This window comes from Halomonas sp. AOP43-D1-4 (assembly GCF_052446175.1).
In the GTDB taxonomy this organism is placed as follows: domain Bacteria; phylum Pseudomonadota; class Gammaproteobacteria; order Pseudomonadales; family Halomonadaceae; genus Vreelandella; species Vreelandella citrativorans.
On record NZ_JBQSVY010000025.1, the window covers coordinates 1 to 18,996 of the forward strand.

An 18,996-nucleotide genomic window follows, 5' to 3' on the forward strand; every position below is an offset into this window, starting at 1 on the left:
GCCTCCGTGCTTAATGCATTTAGCAAAGTTGAAAATATACGATGACTTGGCTTATAACCTGGGTTTAACTAACCAACTGTAAAGAGCTTCGCGCTCGTTTACCGCTCGACTATAGCGTTGCAGCTATTGCCTACCACCATGATTTATTCCCTTTGTATGCTCCATTTATCCCTGAAGAGCGCCGTAAACGATGACTTGCATGGGGGAATGGGGCACAGGGAACAGTAAACCTGGCGACGGACGTGGCGGCATCACTTGTGAAAGTACTTTGCCACGTTTAAACCCATAACAACCACTAACATTCACTAAAAAGATGGACTAAATTAGCGGCTCTATGGATCCATTCCCCCTTCTAAGCGCGTTCTGCATTACTTCATAATCAATGTTTGAGCGCTTTTTTTCCGGTAATTCGTCGGCATTGTTAACGATACTTAGCAAATCGTTTATGCTCGTTTCTTGTTCATTAAGCGAAGTAAATGCCTGTAAGTGCAGCAAGTGCTCGGCGTCCCAGCCAAGCTTGATCGGTTCATCGATAATATTGACCTGGGTGCCGTTGGGTATTTGCTCAAATACGGCTTTAATATCGTCGGGGTGCATACGGATACAACCTCGACTGGCACGCATACCAATACCATCTGGTTGGTTCGTGCCGTGGATTAAATAGCCAGGAATATCCAATAAGATAGCGTGCTGACCGAGTGGGTTATCAGGCCCTGGCGGAACGACATTGGGCGGTGGGTCGCCGCGTTCAGCCGCTTCCTGGCGAACAGATTCGGGTGGATACCAAGCGGGATCCTCAAGGCGCATAGTGGTTTTAGTAATCCCCAATGGTGTATCGAATCCATCTCGGCCGATGCCAATGGGATAAGTCTCGACGCGAGGTGTTTCTCCCTCTTGCACCTCGGGATAGTAGTAAAGCCGCAGCTCTGCGATATTAATGACCACACCTTTACGCTCCACATCCGGCAGTATGTGCTGCGCTGGAATTTGAACCTGCGTTCCTTTACCGGGAACCCAAAGACTGGTGTCAGGATTGGCCCGTCGAATTTCCTCATATCCGACACCGTGTGCGTGAGCAATATCGAGCAAGGTATCCTTTTCGTTCTCTACTTGAACGGTATAGGCCTCACCCACGATATTGCCGGTTTCAGGCAATAGATAATGTCCTAGTGGCCGTGAGGTCTCGCCAAAAGCCGAAAATGAAACAAGCCACAATGCCACCATGAATACGCAGCGAAGCAGTCGACCACTGACTGCAGGTTTTACAAAGCAAGAGTTCATAAGAAATGTTACTCACTATACGACCAAAAGCTCATTAGGCATGATGAACATTAACTGTAAATGAAGCGTGGATGTGGATAATGGCGGCTTTTGGCATTAAATAATGCTGTTTAGTTGTTGGTTTGGATGGTTTCGATCTATCGGCTGCAAAATGGGGCTGCCTCATATTAACTTCATCCCCTAATGGCATACTGCTGATAGAAACCATTTTCTATGACCTTGAGGAGTAAGTATGCGGGTATTACTGGTCGAGGATGATGTCCCGGTAGCGGCTGGCGTCGAAGCAGGATTGGCACTGAGCGGCTTTGTGGTTGATACCGTCACCACCTTGGATACTGCGAAAGGCGCGCTAGCCACCATTAACTACGATGCTGTTATTCTCGACCGTCGATTGCCCGATGGAGATGGTTTGACGTTATTGAAGCATTGGCGTCATGCGAGCGTGGCGACGCCAGTGCTGATGCTAACGGCTCGAGATGCGGTAGCGAGCCGCGTCGAGGGCCTTCAGGGAGGCGCAGACGACTATTTGATCAAGCCGTTTGATCTTGACGAGTTAACAGCCCGGCTCCAATCGTTATTACGCCGTACGGCAGGGCAAGTGGATCACGCCATTCGTCACGGCAGCCTGGCATTAGACCCCGTCACACGTAGCGTCACGTTGGATGGAGAACCCGTCGTCCTGTTGCGACGCGAGTTAATGCTGCTGGAAGCATTAATTCGAGCTCGCGGGCGAATTCTGAGCGCCGATCAATTGAAGGACTGCCTTTACGGTATTGATGATGAGATCGAAAGCAATGCGCTTAATGTGCACATCTACCAACTGCGTCGCAAGCTGGGACGCAACGTGATCGAAACCGTGAGAGGTTTGGGTTATCGACTTGGCAAATACAACAGTGATGCGACCTCATGAATCTGCGCTTACGTCTGGTTGCTACACTTGGAATTACTCTCGTGCTGCTATGGAGTATCACTGCCATATGGTCAATGCGCGACCTGTCGGCGCAGTTGGAAGAGTCTCTGGATCAGCGTCTGGCTCAATCGGCGCGAATGGTGGCTGGTTTGTTGGATCGCGTGCCAGCAACGTCTTGGAACGGTACAGAAGATGAAACGCCAACGATTCCTTCGCTGGATGGTATCGCTTGTCGAGTATCATCGCTTCGTGGTCAAGTGGTGGCGGGGACGCATCCGGAAATGAACGACGTGCTTGCCGTTGAGGCTGAGGGGTATCGTTATCGCGAGCACAACGGGCAGCGCTGGCGAGTTTACACGTTAGTTGATAACGACAAGCGTATTACGGTGGCTGATCGTCTGAAAGAGAGAGAAGCACTGCTGCTGCAGGTTCGCCGGGCCGCGCTTTACCCATTTCTACTGGCGCTGGTGGGCAGTCTTGTTGCGCTATGGTGGGGGGTAACACGAGGACTTGCGCCGCTTGCCAAGTTACAACAACGACTTATTCTGCGCGAACACAATGACCTTTCGGCACTACCTCTTCATGGATTGCCTGGTGAAATCCGCCCGCTGATCGATAGTTTCAATACGCTACTGGCACGAACGCGACGTATGCTTGAATTGGAGCAGCGCTTTACCGACGATGCTGCCCACGAACTTCGTACACCGTTAACTGCCATTCGCACACATCTGCAAATCGCGAGGCGTGTTGACGGTCACCAGCAGTACGAAGCGATGCAGCAAGCTGAAGCTGGGGTAGATCGACTAACGAAAACGCTTGGTCAGCTTTTGCTATTGGCGCGAATGGAAAGTGAGGACATCACACGTGCCCGTCGTCCTGATCCTACTCCTCTTGGGGGGGCACTGGTGGCTGCGATGACAGAAACCGGTAGCCGTGATCATTGTCATTATCCCCAGGGCGTTAACCAAGTACATGTCGCCCTATCTGAGCCGCTTCTCGTGACGGTTCTACGCAACCTGCTCGAAAATGCGATGCGTCACGGCGCACTCGGTGCGCCGATAGAGATTTCCGTACAGGAATCAAAGGGAATGACAGTCATCAATATCACTAGTCAAGGTGAAACCATTGCTGCCGAACACCTCTCTCGACTGACGGAGCGCTTTCATCGGGGAGATCATCCTAAAGGTAGTGGCTTGGGTCTTTCGATCGTCGAGGCGATTGTCACCCGGGCAGGAGGCCGAGTGACGTTCGCATCTGGCAATGGTGTTGGGCTACGAGTGACGCTTCAATTGCCTTCGGGTTGAACCCGTTTAGATTAAGGTGAATCACTCCCCATAATGGCTCGAAGCTTATCGGGCGAGGGAGCACCCATCACACTGTGCACGTCACCGTTGTCATCCTGATAAAAGGTCGCTGGCGTTGCAAAGAGTTGGCCATCGCGCATTAGCTGGGTGTTTTCGCTAACCCACTGCTCGCTTTGGTCATCCCCTTGATTTTCGGGCATGGCATCGTTGCGGTAATGCTCAGCCAGCGCTTCGCCAGGATTATCCGCATTGAGTATCGCGGCTGCCTTTTCAGGGCTGTCTGCTTTGAGAATACCTACCATCAAATGACGAACCTGAACGTCGCCACTTTCAACCCAGGGTTGGGCGTCTTCCCACAGTTGGCGGCAGTAAGGACAGTTGGGGTCACTAAAGGTATATACGATACGGGGTGCCTCTTTATCGCCATCGCGCACCCAGTGTTGGCTATCCATTTCTTGCCATAACTCGGCGTTTCTTTGACCGTTGACGAGTTGCTCTAGCCGTTCAGCTGAAACGTCCTGGCCCTCGGCATTGATCAGTGTACCAACTAGGGCATGCTCGCCTCCCGAGGTAAGGTATGCCGCAATCGTCTGGCCACGAGCACTACCTGCATATCCAGTCAGCCCGTCCGGCGCATCGAATTCTCCATGAATCGTGAGACCTTGCTGTTCGAGCTCTTGAATAGGGGCGGGCCACTCAGCGGCAGTTGCAGGCAGACTTGTTGCCAGCGCGATGCTAGTCCCAAGCGTTAGTGTGAGGCGTAGTGGTGTCATACAGGCGTTGAAAGCGGCCATGTGTGTTGTCTCCAAAGTGAGGTGAGTTAGAGGTTGAAACGCGCTAGACTGCGATCGAGCGTGGCGCGAGACAGCTCTCCAAAGTGGGTGTCGATAAGCGTGCCATCGGCGTTGTAATAAAGCGTGGTGGGCATGGCCATGGCACCCACGTCATGGCCGAGCGCATTGTTCCGGTCGAGGTAGACATTATCGAGGGTGAGTGACTCTTGCTGTAAAAAGGCACTAACGGTGCTGAGGCTCTCGCCCTGATTGACGAACACGAACGTCACGTCGTCTCGCTCTTGTTGAGCCTGCTCAAATACAGGCATTTCGCGTCGACATGGCGGGCACCAACTGGCCCAAAGATTGACCACCATGGGGCGATCAGCTTCGCTTAGCATAGTGGGAAGAGTCACTTCGTCATGCTTAAGCGTGGTTAACGCCGTCGAAGGAATGCTAGCACCTTGAGATACCATGAGTGTCAGTGCCCCCGCCGTCAGCGACCAGGTCAGGGCCCCTGATATTACGGCTGTTCCGAGAGGACCGCGCTCGTGAGGTTGGCGCCATAGCCGCCAAGCAAGGTAAACCAAGGCGACGACAAGGCCCGCTAGCGGCTCGAAGCCGCGATCGCGTATGTCAAACCACGACCAGAACGTATCGTAGCTTTCGCCATATTGGACGATGAAAACAAGTCGCGCCCCGATCACACCCAAGAGCATGGCATTGAAGATGCTATCGCCAACGTTGACCTTTCGACGGCGGCCTAGCCAGCCTCCGATGATCAGTGCGATAACTATCGAAAGCATCAGCAAAAGCTGCCCTACGCTCAGAGCTAACGGGCCGATAACGAGGCTGCGATCCAGGGGACTCATGAACCACCTCCAGTGGTACTGCTGCCGGTTTGTTTGGCCTGATCGAAGCGCTTCAGAAATGTGTCAGCGTCTAGTTCGCCGATAATGCGCGCACTGCGCCGCTCGTGCCCGTCAGAGCCGAACCACATTAGCGTTGGCGGCCCAACGATGCCGAAGTGCTCCATGATCTCCTTGTCAGATGCGTCGTAGTTAGTTACGTCGATGCTCAACCGTTGCACATTCTCCAGTTCGGCTTGAACAGTGGGGTCAGCGAAAACTTCCTGTTCGATCACCTTACAAGAGATGCACCAGTCGGCCGTAAATTCAACGAGCGTCATCTGGCCGCTAACCCCGGTTTGGTCAATACGGGCATCAAGCGTGGCTAGATCTTCAACCTCATCAAAGGTAAGCGGTTGCTCATTGTTTGAGCCTCCATTAGTTGATGTAAAAATCGCTAGCGGACGCCAAGGATCAGAGGCACCGCCGGCAGCGCCGATTAACATTAGCGCGCTCCATATGGCTATGCTTGCTGCACTGGCCGTCAAGACTTGAGGCGTGATGCCACTAAGGCCTTCGTTCCGAGCAAGCGACATGAGGGCTATCGCAAAGCTAAGTGTTAGAGCGCCCCAAAGGCCGAGAACGATGGCATCAGGTATTACGCGAGCCACAAACCAAATCGCCATCCCCAGTAATACAAAGCCGAAAAGCGCTCTAATGCGAATCATCCAGGCACCCGGCTTAGGTAGAAGCTGGCTACCCACGGTGCCGATCAGGATGAGTGGTAGACCCATTCCGAGTCCAAGCGATAACAGGGCTGCGCCGCCCAACCAGGGGTTGCCACTATCGGCAATGAACAGTAGCGCTCCCGCTAGCGGTGCGGTCATGCAGGGACCCACTAGCAGTGCAGAGAGCACGCCCATGATGGCAACCCCTTTTAAACGCCCGCCGCGTTGACGCGCCATGCCTGCATCAAGCCGCTGGCGAAGCGCTCTCGGTAGCTCTAATTCGAACAAGCCGAACATGGCCAAGGCGAGAACGATAAACAGTAGCGAGAACAGGCCTATAAACCAGGCGTTCTGAAATAGCATTTGTAGATTGGCGCCTGCCATGGCAGCGGCCACGCCGAGTAACGCATAGGTGGCCGCCATGGGCAGGACGAAGGCAGTAGACATTACGAAGCCTGCCGCTCGGTGGCTCTCACCCACCTCTCGTCGCCCCACGATCAGGCTCGAAAGGATCGGTATCATCGGCAATACACAAGGCGTGAACGTCAGTAACAGCCCCATGCCGAAGAATGCCGCCAACGTCCAGAACCAATTACCTCCGGCCAGTTGCGCCGCCAGTTGCTGGTCTTCTGCCAACGTATTTTCTGGGTCAGAAGTAGGGTTTTCTCCAAATGAGGATTCGTTCGTGGCATCCGATGTTTCGTCCGTTTTGGCTATGTCCTGGCCAGCAGACGCTAAGTCAAAGGTCTGTTCCTGAGGTGGATAGCAAAGGCCCGCATCGGCGCAGCCCTGCCAGCGAAGAGTAATCGTTTCAGCGTTGCCAGGCTGGGTGGTCATACTCAACGAATGACGATAAACCTCAGAACGTCCAAAATACTCGTCCTCAATGGTTTCCCCATCAGGAATATTCAGCGATAGCTCACGCCCTTCGGCTTCGGCAGAAAAACGGTGCCGATAAAGGTAGTAGTCGGGCTCAATTTGCCAATCAATTTCCAACGATTTGCCATCATGGCTAAGTGTTGGCTTGAAAGCCTGCTCTGGAGGAAGAACGCTCTCGTGCTGACTAAAAAAAGATTGTGCGGTGGCTACAGTAGTAACACTTAGCAAACCCAGTAATAACACCCATTGCACTAGCCAAAAGCAAACGGCCTTTTGTAGTGGCCTGTTCATAGCTCGCATTTCCAGCACTCCTGATTCGATGCTGGGTAGGATGGCTTATGGGGATTAACTGAAAATGAAGCTTTTTCTGCTAATGGCTTGGCTGGTGTACAGACGGCCCTATCTGACACTCGGGCAGTGACCGACGCCCTGCTTTCAGCGGCCCGGAGCAGGATCCCATGAAGTCCCTATCCGCCGTCAACTATGTTAGTTCAGCACTAAAAAGCGAGGTTACAGGATGGGGGCGAGTACAACTTTTGTGCTGCTGGCGGAGCTTTTCTGGGGGGTAGCTGGAAGGGGCGTCGGGATCCTTATGGCCGACGGTTGGGACGCGTTCGTGGTTTCCTTCTACCGGGTTGCGAGCGGACTGCTGTGCGTTCTCATCTGGATAATACTGCGTCCACAAAGTAGAGGCCTGACAAACCGCCAGTATCGGCGTAACGGGTAACTTCTCGTTCTATTTCTTAAGTATTGCGCACGGCAGCGTTGCTGTTGGGGCTGCGCTGATGTACAGGCCCCAGTCTTCGTATATCTCGTATCCTTCGCTCTAAGGCTCGAAAGTCCCACGCCGCTGAAGTGGGCCGCGATCGCAGTCGTACTTCTTGGTGTCGTGTTGCTTACACGGATTTATGACATCGGTGCGAGTGTAGTTACGGCGGTGGGTGTAGGTGCTGGTCTGCTTGCCGGACTGTCCTAGGCAATATTCATTTTCGGATTCAAGTATGCGGCGCCACATGGTAGCCCGTGGGCTATTCTCTCTATAGCGCTTACAGTACTTGCCACTAATCTTATCTGGCCGAGTGGTATTGGCCAGACAGTTGCTGTCCTGGGCACGCCGGATTGGCCGCCATTCGCAGTACTCGGTGTGCTCGGTGCAGATTTGTCTTTTGTTCTTTATAACTTCGGCTTGAATCATACTGCCCCGGCCGTGGCCTCCGTTGTGGAAATGGTCGAACCGGTCACCGCGACGCTGTTCGGAGTCGTGGTGTTAAGCGAAACTCTGGTAGGGCCGCAAATTCTGGGTATGGGATTGATATTAGTCACAGTGACCGCGCTGAGCGTCTTTTTAAACTCTGGACGGCCATCTCCGGATAGAGCCACTAGCTGGTTAGCATTCTGATCCAGAATCCACCGCTGTGATTGCTGATATCTGTAGGCATCGACAACTTGCGAAGGGTGAACAGAGAAAGGTAACGAGTTATTTCATGGTTTATTTGCTTGCTGCCTAGCTAAATATTATAGAAGGCGCGGAGTAGCCAAACCGCTCAAACTACCCATTATATCAAAACTTACTAAATTTCCGATCTTGGCCGACACCAGAAGCTAGGCAGAAACCCTGCCTAGCTTCCATCCAACCTAAATCCCTATTCAGCTCACCCCGCAGACAACACCGGCAACCAAAACGCCAAAGCAACCAGTGTCGCCAATAGCACCGGCGGCGTTATCAGCAACCCGATTTTCATATACTGGCCCCAGCCAATTTTGTATCCCTTGCCCGCTAGCACGTGTAGCCAGAGCAGGGTGGCGAGACTGCCAATCGGGGTGAACTTGGGCCCCAGGTCATTACCAATCACGTTGGCGTAGACCATCAGCTCCTGAGTGACTGCAGGCACGTTTGCCTGGTCGATTGCCAGCGCGCCGACCAGTGTCGAGGGCATATTGTTCATTATTGAGGCCACGATGGCCGATAGAAAGCCGGTGCCCAGCGTGGCGATAAAGTTACCTTGTTGTGCCAGCCATTCAAGCGCCATCGCGCCATAATTCGTCAGTCCTGCATTACCCAGCCCGTAAACGACGAGATACATGCCGATTGAGAACAGCACTATCTGCCAAGGGGCGCCGCGTAGCGCATCCGATACGGAGACGATGGCACCGCGGCCTGCTTGCCACCAGCGTCCGGCAATTGCCATTAGCAGCACGGCGGCTGTTCCCGTTACAAAGGCGATGGGAATGCCCAGCGGGGCAGTCACGAAGTAGGCGATCAGAAGTGTCGCCAGCAACGGAAACGCCACTCGAAAGATGAGCGGGTCCTTTATAGCCGAGCGCGGTGGGTCGAGGTTTTCGACGGCGTAGTATTTGGGAATGCGGCGGCCAAAGGCTATCCACAGCACGGCCAGCGTGGCCGTTATTGACACCAGGTTCACCGGCACCATGACTGCCGCATAGCGATCAAAGCCAATATCAAAGTAGTTGGCACTGACGATATTAACGAGGTTAGAGATCACCAGGGGCAGGCTTGCGGTATCGGCGATAAACCCCGTCGCAATAATGAAGGCCAGCGCCGCAGGCGGCTCAAACTTCAGGCGCAGCAGAATAGCGATAACGATGGGCGTCAGCAGTAGGGCGGCGCCATCGTTAGCGAAGAAGGCGGCAATGACCGCGCCGAGTAACACGACCAGCGGGAAAAGCAGATGCCCGCGTCCGTTGCCCCAGCGCGCCACGTGCAGCGCGGCCCAGGCGAAGAATCCCGCTTCGTCTAAAATCAGGGAAATGATAATCAGGGCAACGAACGTAAAGGTGGCATCCCAGACGATATCCCACACCACAACGATATCAGCCAAATGCACCACGCCCATGAGCAGTGCCACTAAAGCGCCGCCCAGCGCGCTCCACCCGATACCCAAACCTTTAGGCTGCCAGATCACCAGAACCAGGGTGACGACAAAAATAGCCAGTGCCAACATGAAAGGACCTTACGTCAGTGAGTGTTTTGGTTAACGCGGCGAGAGAGTTCTTCAGCACTTTCGACACGCTCTGAATAGCGATCGGTAAGGTAGGCGGACCTGTCCCGCGTCAACCAGGTGAATTTCACCAGTTCTTCGCATACATCGACGAGACGCATATAGAGAGGTGAGGGCTTCATGCGTCCGGCATCGTCAAATTCGGTGAACGCTTTAGGCACAGAGGATTGGTTAGGGATGGTGATCATGCGCATCCAACGCCCGAGGATTCGCATCTGGTTAACGGCGTTAAAGCTTTGGCTGCCGCCAGACACTTCCATCACCGCCAGCGTTTTACCCTGAGTAGGGCGAACACCGCCCAGCGATAGCGGTATCCAGTCGATTTGCGTTTTCATAATGCCCGTCATCGCACCATGCCGTTCGGGGCTGACCCAGAGCATGCCTTCGGACCACTGGGCAAGGTCGCGCAGCTCTTTTACCTTCGGGTGATCGGCCTCTGAATCATCTGGCAGCGGTAAGCCAGAAGGGTTAAAGGTACGTACTTCACAGCCGTACCAGCGCAGCAACCTCGCCGCTTCTTCGGACGCCAAGCGTGAAAAAGAGCGTTCGCGCAGAGAGCCGTAAAGCACCAGAATCCTGGGGGAATGACGCGGCGCATCGGGCCCCGTCAATACGTCCACGTCAATCGGCTGGAGCTTTTGGAGATCAATGTTGGGCAGGTCGTTGAAACTGATAGGTTCGTTCATTGGTGACTGCCCTTAAGGTGCACTACATCACCATCTTCTTTGGTAAACATCGTTACTGGGTTGGCCAATAACTCGAGTACACGCTCTGAAGGGCGGCACAGGCGTGCGCCTTTTTCTGTTACCACAATGGGGCGATTGATCAGGATGGGGTGCGCGATCATGGCGTCTATCAGTTGATCATCGCTTAATGCTGGATCATCGAGATTGAGCTCTTCAAAGGGCGTGCCCTTGCGGCGCAGTAACTCTCTTGGGGTAATCGCCATCATCGAGATCAGTTCGACCAGCCGCTCGCGACTTGGTGGTGTTTTTAGATATTCTATGACGTACGGTGTCTCACCGGATGCTTCGATGATCGCTAACGTATTGCGTGATGTGCCGCAGGCGGGGTTGTGATACATAGTCGTTTTCAAAAGAGTTATTCCTTCTCTGTATTGAGAGAACAGTCAGTGAAGGCCGTCAAAAGCGGCTCACAAACCTCGGGGTGGCCTGCACAGCAATCGCGAATCAAAAAGCTTAGGGTTTGTTGCATATGGCCGAGATTAGCGCGATAGATAATGGAACGGCTCTGCCGGCGAGAGTTGACCCATCCTGCCCGTGAAAGCACTGAAAGGTGCGCCGACATCGTGTTATGTGGCACCGATAACTGACGTGCAATTTCCCCCGCAGGAAGACCTTCGGGCTCATGGCGTACCAGAAGCCGAAAGGCTTCGAGACGCGTTTCCTGAGAAAGGGCACTAAAACTGGCCGTGACGTTTTTAATTTCCATATGTCCAGTATTGTAGACATATTGGGAAATAGCAACCAAATTAGCTTGTGTGCATTGCTTGGAATGTTAGATGTAAGCGTTGATCGTCAGGCGTTGCCGCCGAAGGTTTTGCGCCAATCGCGTGGGCTAACTTGATGGCGCTGCCGGAAATGTTGGCGGAAAGACGTCGCCGTGTGAAAGCCCGCCTTTTCTGCAATCGCTTCTACCGACAACGAGGTGGTTTCCAAAAGCTCGCGTCCACGCCGCAACCGCTCGCTCACCAGCCACGCCACGACGGTCATGCCGGTGGCTTTGTGGAAATTTCGCGTAAAGGTACGTCGGCTCATGGCGGTGCGCTCAGCAAGCTCGTCGATAGTATGCGAGGCCGATAAGTTTTCTCGCAGGTAGTCGAGCAGGCGATTGATATGCGCATCTTGAGTTGAGGCGGCAACAGGTTGCTCTATGAACTGCGCTTGCCCACCTTCCCGGTGGGGCGGAACGATCATGGCACGGGCCACCTTGTTGGCAACCTGCGCGCCATAGTATTCGCGTACCAGGAATAAGCAGCAATCCAGACCAGCAGCGGTACCGGCCGACGTCACTAGACGGTCTTCCTCCACATAGAGCGCATTGGTGTCCAGCTTAACGTTGGGAAAGCGGCCACTAAAATCCTGCTCGGCCATCCAGTGGGTTGATGCCCGCCTGCCATCCAACAGCCCGGCATAAGCCAGCGCATAGGTGCCGTAACACAGCCCCACGACGTGAGCGCCTCGCTCATGACAGCGAACGAGCGCCTCACACAACTCTGGCGGCGGTGCTTCATTCAGGTCGTGCCATCCAGGCACTATCGCAATATCCATGTTATCCAACAGTTCTAAACCGCCATCGGGCTTCACCGTCATTGCCCGTTCGCCTTCGATGGAATTCCCCCCAGGTGCCACAATGGAAAGATTGAACAGCGTGCGATCAGACAACGCTATACCAAACACCATATAGGGCACGGAGAAGTGGAAGGGGCTGAAGTGTGGGTGAAGGATCAGGCCGACATTGGGTAGAGACAAAGCGCGACTCCTGTTATGTGTTTTTTTAAACGATAGCACCATGGCCCGAAAGTTTCGATAAATGTCTTTCAGGCCAATTCTTTTGTTGGTTGAGCTTCTCTAAACTACTTTCCATTAACCCAGCAACAAATTGAAGGAAGTACACAGATGCTAATCAAGACCCTCGCTAGTTCTCTCGCCATCGCCACGGCTCTTATCGCCCATAGCGCATCCGCGGACTCGCTCTCTCAGGAAGCAACGCAGCAGGTGCAGCAGATCCGCAATGCGACGGTGAAAATCACCTATGGGGACACCACTTTCCTGATTGATCCTATGCTGGCCGAGCAGGGCGCCTATCCGGGCTTTGAAGATACCTACCGTAGCGAGTTGCGTAATCCGCTGGTTGGGTTACCAATGCCGGTGGAAGATGTGATCGGCGATATAGACGCCGTCATCGTCACTCACACGCACCTCGACCACTGGGATGCCGCCGCGCAAGCGCAATTGCCGAAGGGCATTCCCTTATTCGCTCAGAATGCAGCCGATGCCGAGCTGATTCGCTCTCAGGGATTCAGCGATGTGCGCATCCTTGAGGACAGCGCCGAGTTCGGCGGAGTACAGCTCCACAAGACGGGCGGCCAGCATGGCTCCGATGCTCTCTATGCTGTTCCTGAGCTGGCGCAATCGCTAGGTGACATCATGGGTGTCGTCTTTGAAGCTCCGGGGCAGAAAACGACGTATTTAGTCGGCGATAGCGTATGGCGCGATGAGGTCGAGCAGGCAATGGAGCGCTACAACCCAGAGATGATCGTGCTGAATACCGGTGCTGCCGAGGTAGACGGTTTCGAAGGTGATCCCATCATTATGGGTAAGGAAGATACGCTGCGTACCCACCAGAAAGCCCCGAATGCCACCATCATCGCGGTGCATATGGATGCCGTAAATCATATGACGCTAAGCCGTGACGAACTGGCCGATTACGTGCAGCAAGAGGGAATTCAGGAACACGTACTTATTCCCACTGATGGCGAAGTCATTTCCTTCTAATCCCAAGGGCCGCTTCTTTATATAGCGGCCTGCTTCTTCTTGCCAGCTTATTGGCAAACGCTACTAAAAGGATTGATAGTATGAATAATCGCGCAATCATCGTCGTCGATATCCAGAATGAATATTTCCCCGGCGGTAAGCTGTTGCTGAACGGTATTGAAGAGGCTGCCACGAATGCAGCTAACGTCATTGAACATGCCCGGTCGGCAAACGATCTTGTCGTCTATTTTCAGCATGAATCTTCCGATCCAGACATCCCTTTCTTCACCCCCGGCACGCAAAGGGTAGCCATCCACCCCATGGTCGCGCCGTTGGGCGAGGAAACGGTATTAGTGAAGCATTTTCCTAACTCGTTTCGTGAGACCGGTTTGCAAGAGCTGTTGGACCAGCAAAATATTGAGGAGGTCGTCATTATTGGCGCAATGAGCCACATGTGCATTGATGCCACCAGCCGTGCAGCGTCGGATTTGGGTTACAAGACAACGATTATCCACGATGCCTGCGCCACGCTGGATCTTGAATTCGATGGCGTGACGGTGCCAGCGCCTCAGGTTCACGCAACGATAATGGCAGCCTTGGCATTTGCTTACGGTACGGTCACTACAACAAAGCAGTATGTTGGCTAACGCCATCGCTCTACGTGGCCGCCTCATCGCCGCCTCCGAAGCCTCTCGTATCAAGGCATTACAACAAGGCTTGGAAGACGCCACGGCGGCCTTACGCACGGTTCTCCTGCTAACTGTTCAGCACCTGTTAACCGTGCGGGTTAACCAGACTTGCCCGCTAACGTCGATAACACATTTGGCGCAAGAATCTGTGAAAGGACTTCAGGCTCTTTTTGGTCTGGCGTGTACCACAAGTAGAGAGGTACTCCTGAGCGGCCGTGTTGTTCCAAAAAAGCGGTGATGGCTGGGTCACCATTGGTCCAGTCACCTTTCATAGTGATCACATCCGCCTGCGCAAATGCTTGTTGCGTGCTGGCTGTATCAATGGCTCGCTGTTCGTTCATATGGCAAGTGACGCACCAGTCTGCGGAAAAGTAGACAAAGATGGTTTGCTCCTGCTGCCGAAGTTCGGCCAGGCGGTCCGCGTCAAAGTCGAGTGTGCGTGTGGCGGGTGAGTTTGCGGCGGCATTAATGGGCGCCTCGTGGCCCGCAAAGGAGCCGGGAACGAGGATGCTTCCCGTCAGCGCGAGTACGGCCGCGAGTGCTGCTGGTACCCAGACCAAGCGCTTGCCGTTGCGTTGGCGCAGGCCGGTGAACCAGAGTCCTATCGCCAGTAGTAAGATCAGAGCGAGGCTTGCAATCATGCCGTTATTGCTGAGCTGGCGGCCAAGCACCCAAGCTAACGCTAAAGCGGTTAGAAACATTGGGATGGCCATGATATGCCGAAAGGTTGCAAGCCAAGGGCCCGGCCGAGGAAGGCGGCGACGAAGTATCGGTATGAAACCAAGCAGCAAAAACGGTAAGGCAATGCCCAAGCCCAAGCCCACGAAAACCGTCAGTGCGGCAACCGTAGGGAGTACCAAGGCAGCGCCAAGCGCTGTGGCCATAAATGGGCCGGAGCAAGGTGTTGCGACAAAGGCGGCAAGTACGCCCGTCCAGAAAGCGCCGGACATGCCATCCTGGCTAGCCAGTTTGGAGCCAGCATTGATGGAGCCTAGTTCAAAAAGGCCTGCCAGGTTAAAGCCAATCGCGGCGGTCAGCAGTGTAAGCACCACAATGACCCGTGGGTCTTGCAACTGGAATGCCCAGCCAACGTGAGTACCGGCTGCGCGCAGAGCAATAATCGTTGCACCCAGGATCAAGCAAACGAGGACCACACCGGCGGTATAGGCTAGCGCCTCACGCCGGGCTTCGCGTTGACCACCGGACAGGCGTGCAAGGCTAAGGACCTTAAGGCTGAGAATAGGGAAAACGCAGGGCATGATATTGAGCAGAACGCCGCCGAGGATGGCACCGAGAAATGCGGTCAGTAGTAATGTAGAACTACTTTGTACGCCAGCTGTGCTTGCGTTTGGCGTTGGCGCACCATCACTACGGCTAACCAATGCTAAACCGGTTCCATTACCCAGTGACAGAAGTGCTTCGAACTCGTCAGGTGGATTGTCTGTCTGCCAGTATTTTGCCAACTGGGTTTCAATAATCAATGTGTCGCCTTCACGACTAAAAACCTGCTCAGACGCGGGATCAACCACGTTGTCGGTGGCAACAAATAAGTGTGGATCGTTTAGTTCCACGCTGGTGGGCAAGGGGATGCTTAAACGCAGCTGGTTATCGTCGGTCGTCACAAAGCTGGCTTGCGAACCGAGAGGCCTGGGAAGCTCGCGTCGCCATTCATCGAAGCGTGCTTTGCGCTCAGGCGTAATGTGGCCATCGCCTGCGACCAGCGTAGTGGCAAGCGATGCTTCCTCTGGAATGCAGGCATCAGCGCGACAAGCCAGATAGTTGAAATCAACGCTAATCGGTAGTGAGGTCCCTGCGGGCACAGAGGCATCAATTTCAATGGGCAGCAATAGCGCATAAGGATGTTCGTAGACATGATTCATCAGATCGCCAGTCATTAGCGTCTGCGGTACTGGGTAAGCGGCATCGCCTACGCTGACACCTTCCGGCAATTGCCAATTGAACTGCGGTGGTAGGCCAATGCTACCCGGCTGCTTCCAATACCCATGCCAACCTGATTGCGGCTCCATGAAAACGGATAACGTGCTGGAGGTGCCAGGTGCCGGTTGATCTGTTTCCGCTATCAGAGTGCTCTTAATCAGTACTTCGCCCGAGATGCCGGGAAATTCCTGTGCAGCGCCGATCTGGGGAGTCAGCATTAACACTAGGCAGAAAAGGACAAAATAGCGATAAAGGAACGTGGGCATTGGCTATCAGCCCGCGTGAGGCGGGCTGCTCCAGTAAAGAAAGGGGGGCCGCGCTATGGCTTGCGCGGAGTGGCTTACGCTTATTGGCTGAGGCGCTCGACAGCTTCGCCTAATGCGGTGTCTTGTGGTCCAAGCTTGTCGGTTATCTTGCCGTCAGCATCAATTAACACAACGGTGGGTATCTGCTGAACGCCGAATGCACGGTGTATATCGCCCTCGGCGTCAAGCAACACCGGTATCGCCGTCTCGGTGGTATCAAGATAACTTTCGACATCGGACTCTTGGGTCCAAAGACCAGAAATAATGCCTACCCACTGTACGCTTTGGTCTTCGCTTAACTGGTTGACGGTTTCGCGTACGCGGCGGCAGGCGGTGGAGGTTTCTGGCTGGCTCTCGGCAAGATAAGGCTCACACCAGGTGGCAAAAAACACCACACCCAGTGGCTTGTCTGTCGTCTCCCGAGTCAGGTCGATGGTAGTGCCGTCACGCGTGGTGACATCAAGGTGAGTCACCGTATCGCCCACCGTTAAAGCGTTGGCGTCGATATCCTTGACGGCGGCTCCTTCGGTCGCTGCTGAGTTGGGATCAGCGGGTTCAAGCACTGCCTGTAGCGCCTGTTCCAGGGCTTGATCGTCACGATGACCAATGTGAGTGATGTGGCCACTGCGATCAATCAGAACGTGCTGCGGGGTAACGCGTAGATTCAGCGCTTCGGCTAGCGTGCCGTCATCTACCGTGATGGGCATAGTCAGGCCCATTTCCTCGCGATAGACACGTGCGGACTCTTCGGTGTCAGCGTAGCCGGTGTTCACGGCGATGACTTGGATATCATCACCATGCGCTTCTTGAAATGCCTGGAACCCGGGCATCTGCTGGCGGCAGGGCACACACCAGGTTGCCCAGAACTTTATATACACGGGTTTGTCGCCATATAGCGCGCCTAGATCAATAGTCTCACCATCCAGCGTGGTAATGCTCAGCTCGGGGCCTGGCTGACCAATTAAGGATTCGCCAGCCGCTCTGGCACGCTGTTCACCATCGGCATCTTGATCATAGGCTTGATCGGCGTCTGGTTGCTCAGTGGTCTCGGTGGCGTGTGCCGAACCGAAGCAGCCGACCAACATGGCGAGCAGTATCGCCGCTGAACATTTCGTGTTTACTATACGCATTGATTTCATCCTTTTGGCAAATCGTTCTGAGCTAACGTAAAGAGCTAACTCAAGAACCGGCATAAAGAACTAGCTCGAGAACTGGCACAAAGATTTAGAACGGTAAAAGTGTAGAGTAGATAGTGATTGTGAAAGGCTTCATGGTCTAAAAAAAAGCACCAAGACTGATAGGTTTCTATGTACCATGGAGGGATGAGTAAACTTCGTTTTTCACTTAATCGCCAAGGCGAGCAATCTTTGTCAGAGCAGGTGCGTTCGAGCATTGCTGATGCCATTCGACAAGGGCATTTATACGAGGGCGCACGGCTGCCTTCATGGCGTGATCTTGCCACGCAACTGGGCGTTTCACGAGGCACTATTAAAACGGCTTATGATCGGCTGAGCGATGATCAGTTAGTCATCTCAAAAGGGGCCGCCGGTACGTTCGTTAGCGCCGTGCTACCCGCGGCACCAAAAATGGTGGTTGAGGCCTCTCGGCTGCCACTGCCTGATCTCTATCAGGACCTGGAAAGCGCGCCCAGGCTTTTTCAAGTGGGGGTGCCTGCGCAAGATGGCTTTCCCTTTAAGCAGTGGTCTCGCATCATGCTGCGCGGTTCACGCCAGGCGGTGGCCGAGTCACTGCGTTACCCAGACCCACGTGGAGAGCAGACACTACGCAAGGAAATTGCTGCCTATCTGGCCGTGGCTCGCGGGCTGCTTTGCTCTGCAGACCAGATCATCATCACCAATGGATATGCGGGGGCGCTGGGCTTGGCATTGCATTTGTTGCGCCCGGATTCAAAGCGGGTGTGGGTTGAAGACCCTTGTTATCCACTCAATCGGCACGCTTTGTCTTTGGCAGGCTTTACCTCGGTTCCTGTTCCGGTCGATGACCAGGGGATTTGTGTGGAGCAAGGGATAGCGCTTGCTGCGGAGGCCCGGTTGGCGATTGTGACGCCAAGCCAGCAAGCACCGCTGGGTATGCAGTTGTCGCTGGCTCGCCGCCAGGCGTTATTAGCATGGGCTAAAGAAAACGATAGTTGGATCATCGAAGATGATTATTTAAGTGAGCTGCAGTTAAGCGGCCAGGCAACGCCCGCACTGGCCTCGCTGGACCATGACGAAAGAGTGATCCACATGGGTACTTTCAGTAAAACCATCAGCCCACGATTGCGGCTTGGTTTCATGGTGGTGCCTGCGAGGTTGTCGGAGCGCGCGGGAGATACGGCCGCCGCATTGTCACCTGCGTCTGCACTGCCTAGTCAGCTAGCCGTTGCGGAGTTTTTGCGCGACGGGCATTACTTGCGCCATATTCGGCGTATGAAGCGTCTGTATATACAGCGCCGGAATGCGCTGCTTGCACTCATGGACAGCACGGTTTCAGTCAATCATATGGCGGGCTTGTCGCTGTTGCTTGCCCTGGCTGATGACACCGACGATGTTGGCATTGCCGAAGCGGCAGCGGCCTTTAACCTGGCACCGGCGCCGTTGTCTCCCTGGTACGCCAAGCAAGCCAATGCGCGAAAAGGATTGCTCTTGGGCGTCACTAATCTATCGAGCCCTGCGCTTGAAGAAGGCTATCAACCGTTGGCGGCACTGATTGCTCGTCATCGCCAATAGTGTGCCTGCAGTTGAAAAACCACTCTTATTGAACGTCCGCTTCACCAGGTCGCTTGCTGCGTGTTCTTATCTTAATATATGCTTTATATACGTTT

The 18,996-nt window shown here is 54.1% G+C and carries 17 protein-coding genes; 6 read left to right on the plus strand and 11 right to left on the minus strand.

Features of this window, described 5'->3' with window-relative positions:
* Nucleotides 1–318: 318 nt before the first annotated feature.
* A complete protein-coding gene (locus ACT3RQ_RS17125) occupies nucleotides 319–1,224 on the minus strand; it encodes a L,D-transpeptidase family protein (protein WP_444680965.1) in 906 nt (301 codons plus the stop codon).
* Between the two features lie 289 nt (nucleotides 1,225–1,513).
* Between ACT3RQ_RS17125 and ACT3RQ_RS17130 the strand changes: the two genes are divergently transcribed.
* The gene (locus tag ACT3RQ_RS17130; protein ID WP_444680950.1) at nucleotides 1,514–2,191 is read left to right on the plus strand and encodes a response regulator; all 678 of its coding nucleotides are present in this window, start codon (nucleotides 1,514–1,516) and stop codon (nucleotides 2,189–2,191) included.
* Entirely contained in the window at nucleotides 2,188–3,495 is a 1,308-nt protein-coding gene (locus ACT3RQ_RS17135) for an ATP-binding protein (RefSeq protein WP_444680951.1), read from the plus strand. Before ACT3RQ_RS17130 ends, ACT3RQ_RS17135 begins: the two co-directional genes overlap by 4 nt.
* Before the next feature lie 11 nt (nucleotides 3,496–3,506).
* Here the strand turns inward: ACT3RQ_RS17135 and dsbG are convergent, their stop codons facing one another.
* The 3 genes from dsbG to dsbD are packed head-to-tail and all read right to left on the minus strand — an operon-like array spanning nucleotide 3,507 to nucleotide 7,014.
* Nucleotides 3,507–4,289: a thiol:disulfide interchange protein DsbG gene (gene dsbG, locus ACT3RQ_RS17140; protein WP_225733647.1), complete on the minus strand. Its 783-nt coding sequence runs from the start codon at nucleotides 4,287–4,289 to the stop codon at nucleotides 3,507–3,509.
* Between the two features lie 26 nt (nucleotides 4,290–4,315).
* Nucleotides 4,316–5,140, minus strand: coding sequence for a TlpA disulfide reductase family protein (locus ACT3RQ_RS17145; RefSeq protein ID WP_041158406.1), 825 nt, complete (start codon nucleotides 5,138–5,140; stop codon nucleotides 4,316–4,318).
* Nucleotides 5,137–7,014 carry a protein-disulfide reductase DsbD gene (gene dsbD, locus ACT3RQ_RS17150; RefSeq protein ID WP_444680952.1) on the minus strand — a complete coding sequence of 626 codons (1,878 nt, stop codon included), beginning with the start codon at nucleotides 7,012–7,014 and terminating at the stop codon, nucleotides 5,137–5,139. Before dsbD ends, ACT3RQ_RS17145 begins: the two co-directional genes overlap by 4 nt.
* A 748-nt stretch (nucleotides 7,015–7,762) precedes the next feature.
* On the opposite strand from dsbD, the gene ACT3RQ_RS17155 reads away from it, so the two are divergent.
* On the plus strand, nucleotides 7,763–8,122 hold the full coding sequence (locus ACT3RQ_RS17155) for an EamA family transporter (protein WP_444680966.1): 360 nt from the start codon (nucleotides 7,763–7,765) through the stop codon (nucleotides 8,120–8,122).
* A 253-nt stretch (nucleotides 8,123–8,375) separates the two neighbouring features.
* Here ACT3RQ_RS17155 and ACT3RQ_RS17160 read toward each other — a convergent pair whose 3' ends face one another.
* The 5 genes from ACT3RQ_RS17160 to ACT3RQ_RS17180 all read right to left on the minus strand — a co-directional run bounded on the left by ACT3RQ_RS17160 (nucleotide 8,376) and on the right by ACT3RQ_RS17180 (nucleotide 12,235).
* Nucleotides 8,376–9,686 (minus strand): arsenic transporter, encoded by a 1,311-nt coding sequence (locus ACT3RQ_RS17160; RefSeq protein WP_192526426.1) that lies wholly within the window; start codon nucleotides 9,684–9,686, stop codon nucleotides 8,376–8,378.
* Between the two features lie 14 nt (nucleotides 9,687–9,700).
* Nucleotides 9,701–10,429 (minus strand): arsenical resistance protein ArsH, encoded by a 729-nt coding sequence (gene arsH / locus ACT3RQ_RS17165; protein ID WP_087105668.1) that lies wholly within the window; start codon nucleotides 10,427–10,429, stop codon nucleotides 9,701–9,703.
* The gene (gene arsC / locus ACT3RQ_RS17170) at nucleotides 10,426–10,839 is read right to left on the minus strand and encodes an arsenate reductase (glutaredoxin) (protein ID WP_192526427.1); all 414 of its coding nucleotides are present in this window, start codon (nucleotides 10,837–10,839) and stop codon (nucleotides 10,426–10,428) included. The genes arsH and arsC overlap by 4 nt, the downstream gene beginning before the upstream one ends.
* 5 nt (nucleotides 10,840–10,844) lie before the next feature.
* Entirely contained in the window at nucleotides 10,845–11,195 is a 351-nt protein-coding gene (locus ACT3RQ_RS17175) for an ArsR/SmtB family transcription factor (RefSeq protein WP_087105666.1), read from the minus strand.
* Between the two features lie 86 nt (nucleotides 11,196–11,281).
* Nucleotides 11,282–12,235, minus strand: a complete 954-nt coding sequence (locus ACT3RQ_RS17180; protein ID WP_087105665.1) for a GlxA family transcriptional regulator — start codon at nucleotides 12,233–12,235, stop codon at nucleotides 11,282–11,284.
* A 147-nt stretch (nucleotides 12,236–12,382) separates the two neighbouring features.
* On the opposite strand from ACT3RQ_RS17180, the gene ACT3RQ_RS17185 reads away from it, so the two are divergent.
* Together ACT3RQ_RS17185 and ACT3RQ_RS17190 are read left to right on the plus strand one after the other, a co-directional pair.
* A complete protein-coding gene (locus tag ACT3RQ_RS17185; protein WP_444680953.1) occupies nucleotides 12,383–13,261 on the plus strand; it encodes an MBL fold metallo-hydrolase in 879 nt (292 codons plus the stop codon).
* 80 nt (nucleotides 13,262–13,341) lie between these two features.
* Nucleotides 13,342–13,887, plus strand: a complete 546-nt coding sequence (locus ACT3RQ_RS17190) for a cysteine hydrolase family protein (RefSeq protein ID WP_444680954.1) — start codon at nucleotides 13,342–13,344, stop codon at nucleotides 13,885–13,887.
* 140 nt (nucleotides 13,888–14,027) lie between these two features.
* On the opposite strand, the gene ACT3RQ_RS17195 is transcribed toward ACT3RQ_RS17190, so the two are convergent.
* Both ACT3RQ_RS17195 and ACT3RQ_RS17200 read right to left on the minus strand, forming a co-directional pair.
* On the minus strand, nucleotides 14,028–16,133 hold the full coding sequence (locus ACT3RQ_RS17195; protein WP_444680955.1) for a protein-disulfide reductase DsbD family protein: 2,106 nt from the start codon (nucleotides 16,131–16,133) through the stop codon (nucleotides 14,028–14,030).
* A gap of 80 nt (nucleotides 16,134–16,213) precedes the next feature.
* Nucleotides 16,214–17,302, minus strand: a complete 1,089-nt coding sequence (locus ACT3RQ_RS17200) for a TlpA family protein disulfide reductase (RefSeq protein ID WP_444680956.1) — start codon at nucleotides 17,300–17,302, stop codon at nucleotides 16,214–16,216.
* A 192-nt stretch (nucleotides 17,303–17,494) separates the two neighbouring features.
* Here ACT3RQ_RS17200 and pdxR point away from each other — a divergent pair, with 192 nt between their 5' ends.
* On the plus strand, nucleotides 17,495–18,901 hold the full coding sequence (gene pdxR / locus ACT3RQ_RS17205; protein ID WP_444680957.1) for a MocR-like pyridoxine biosynthesis transcription factor PdxR: 1,407 nt from the start codon (nucleotides 17,495–17,497) through the stop codon (nucleotides 18,899–18,901).
* Nucleotides 18,902–18,996: the final 95 nt, after the last annotated feature.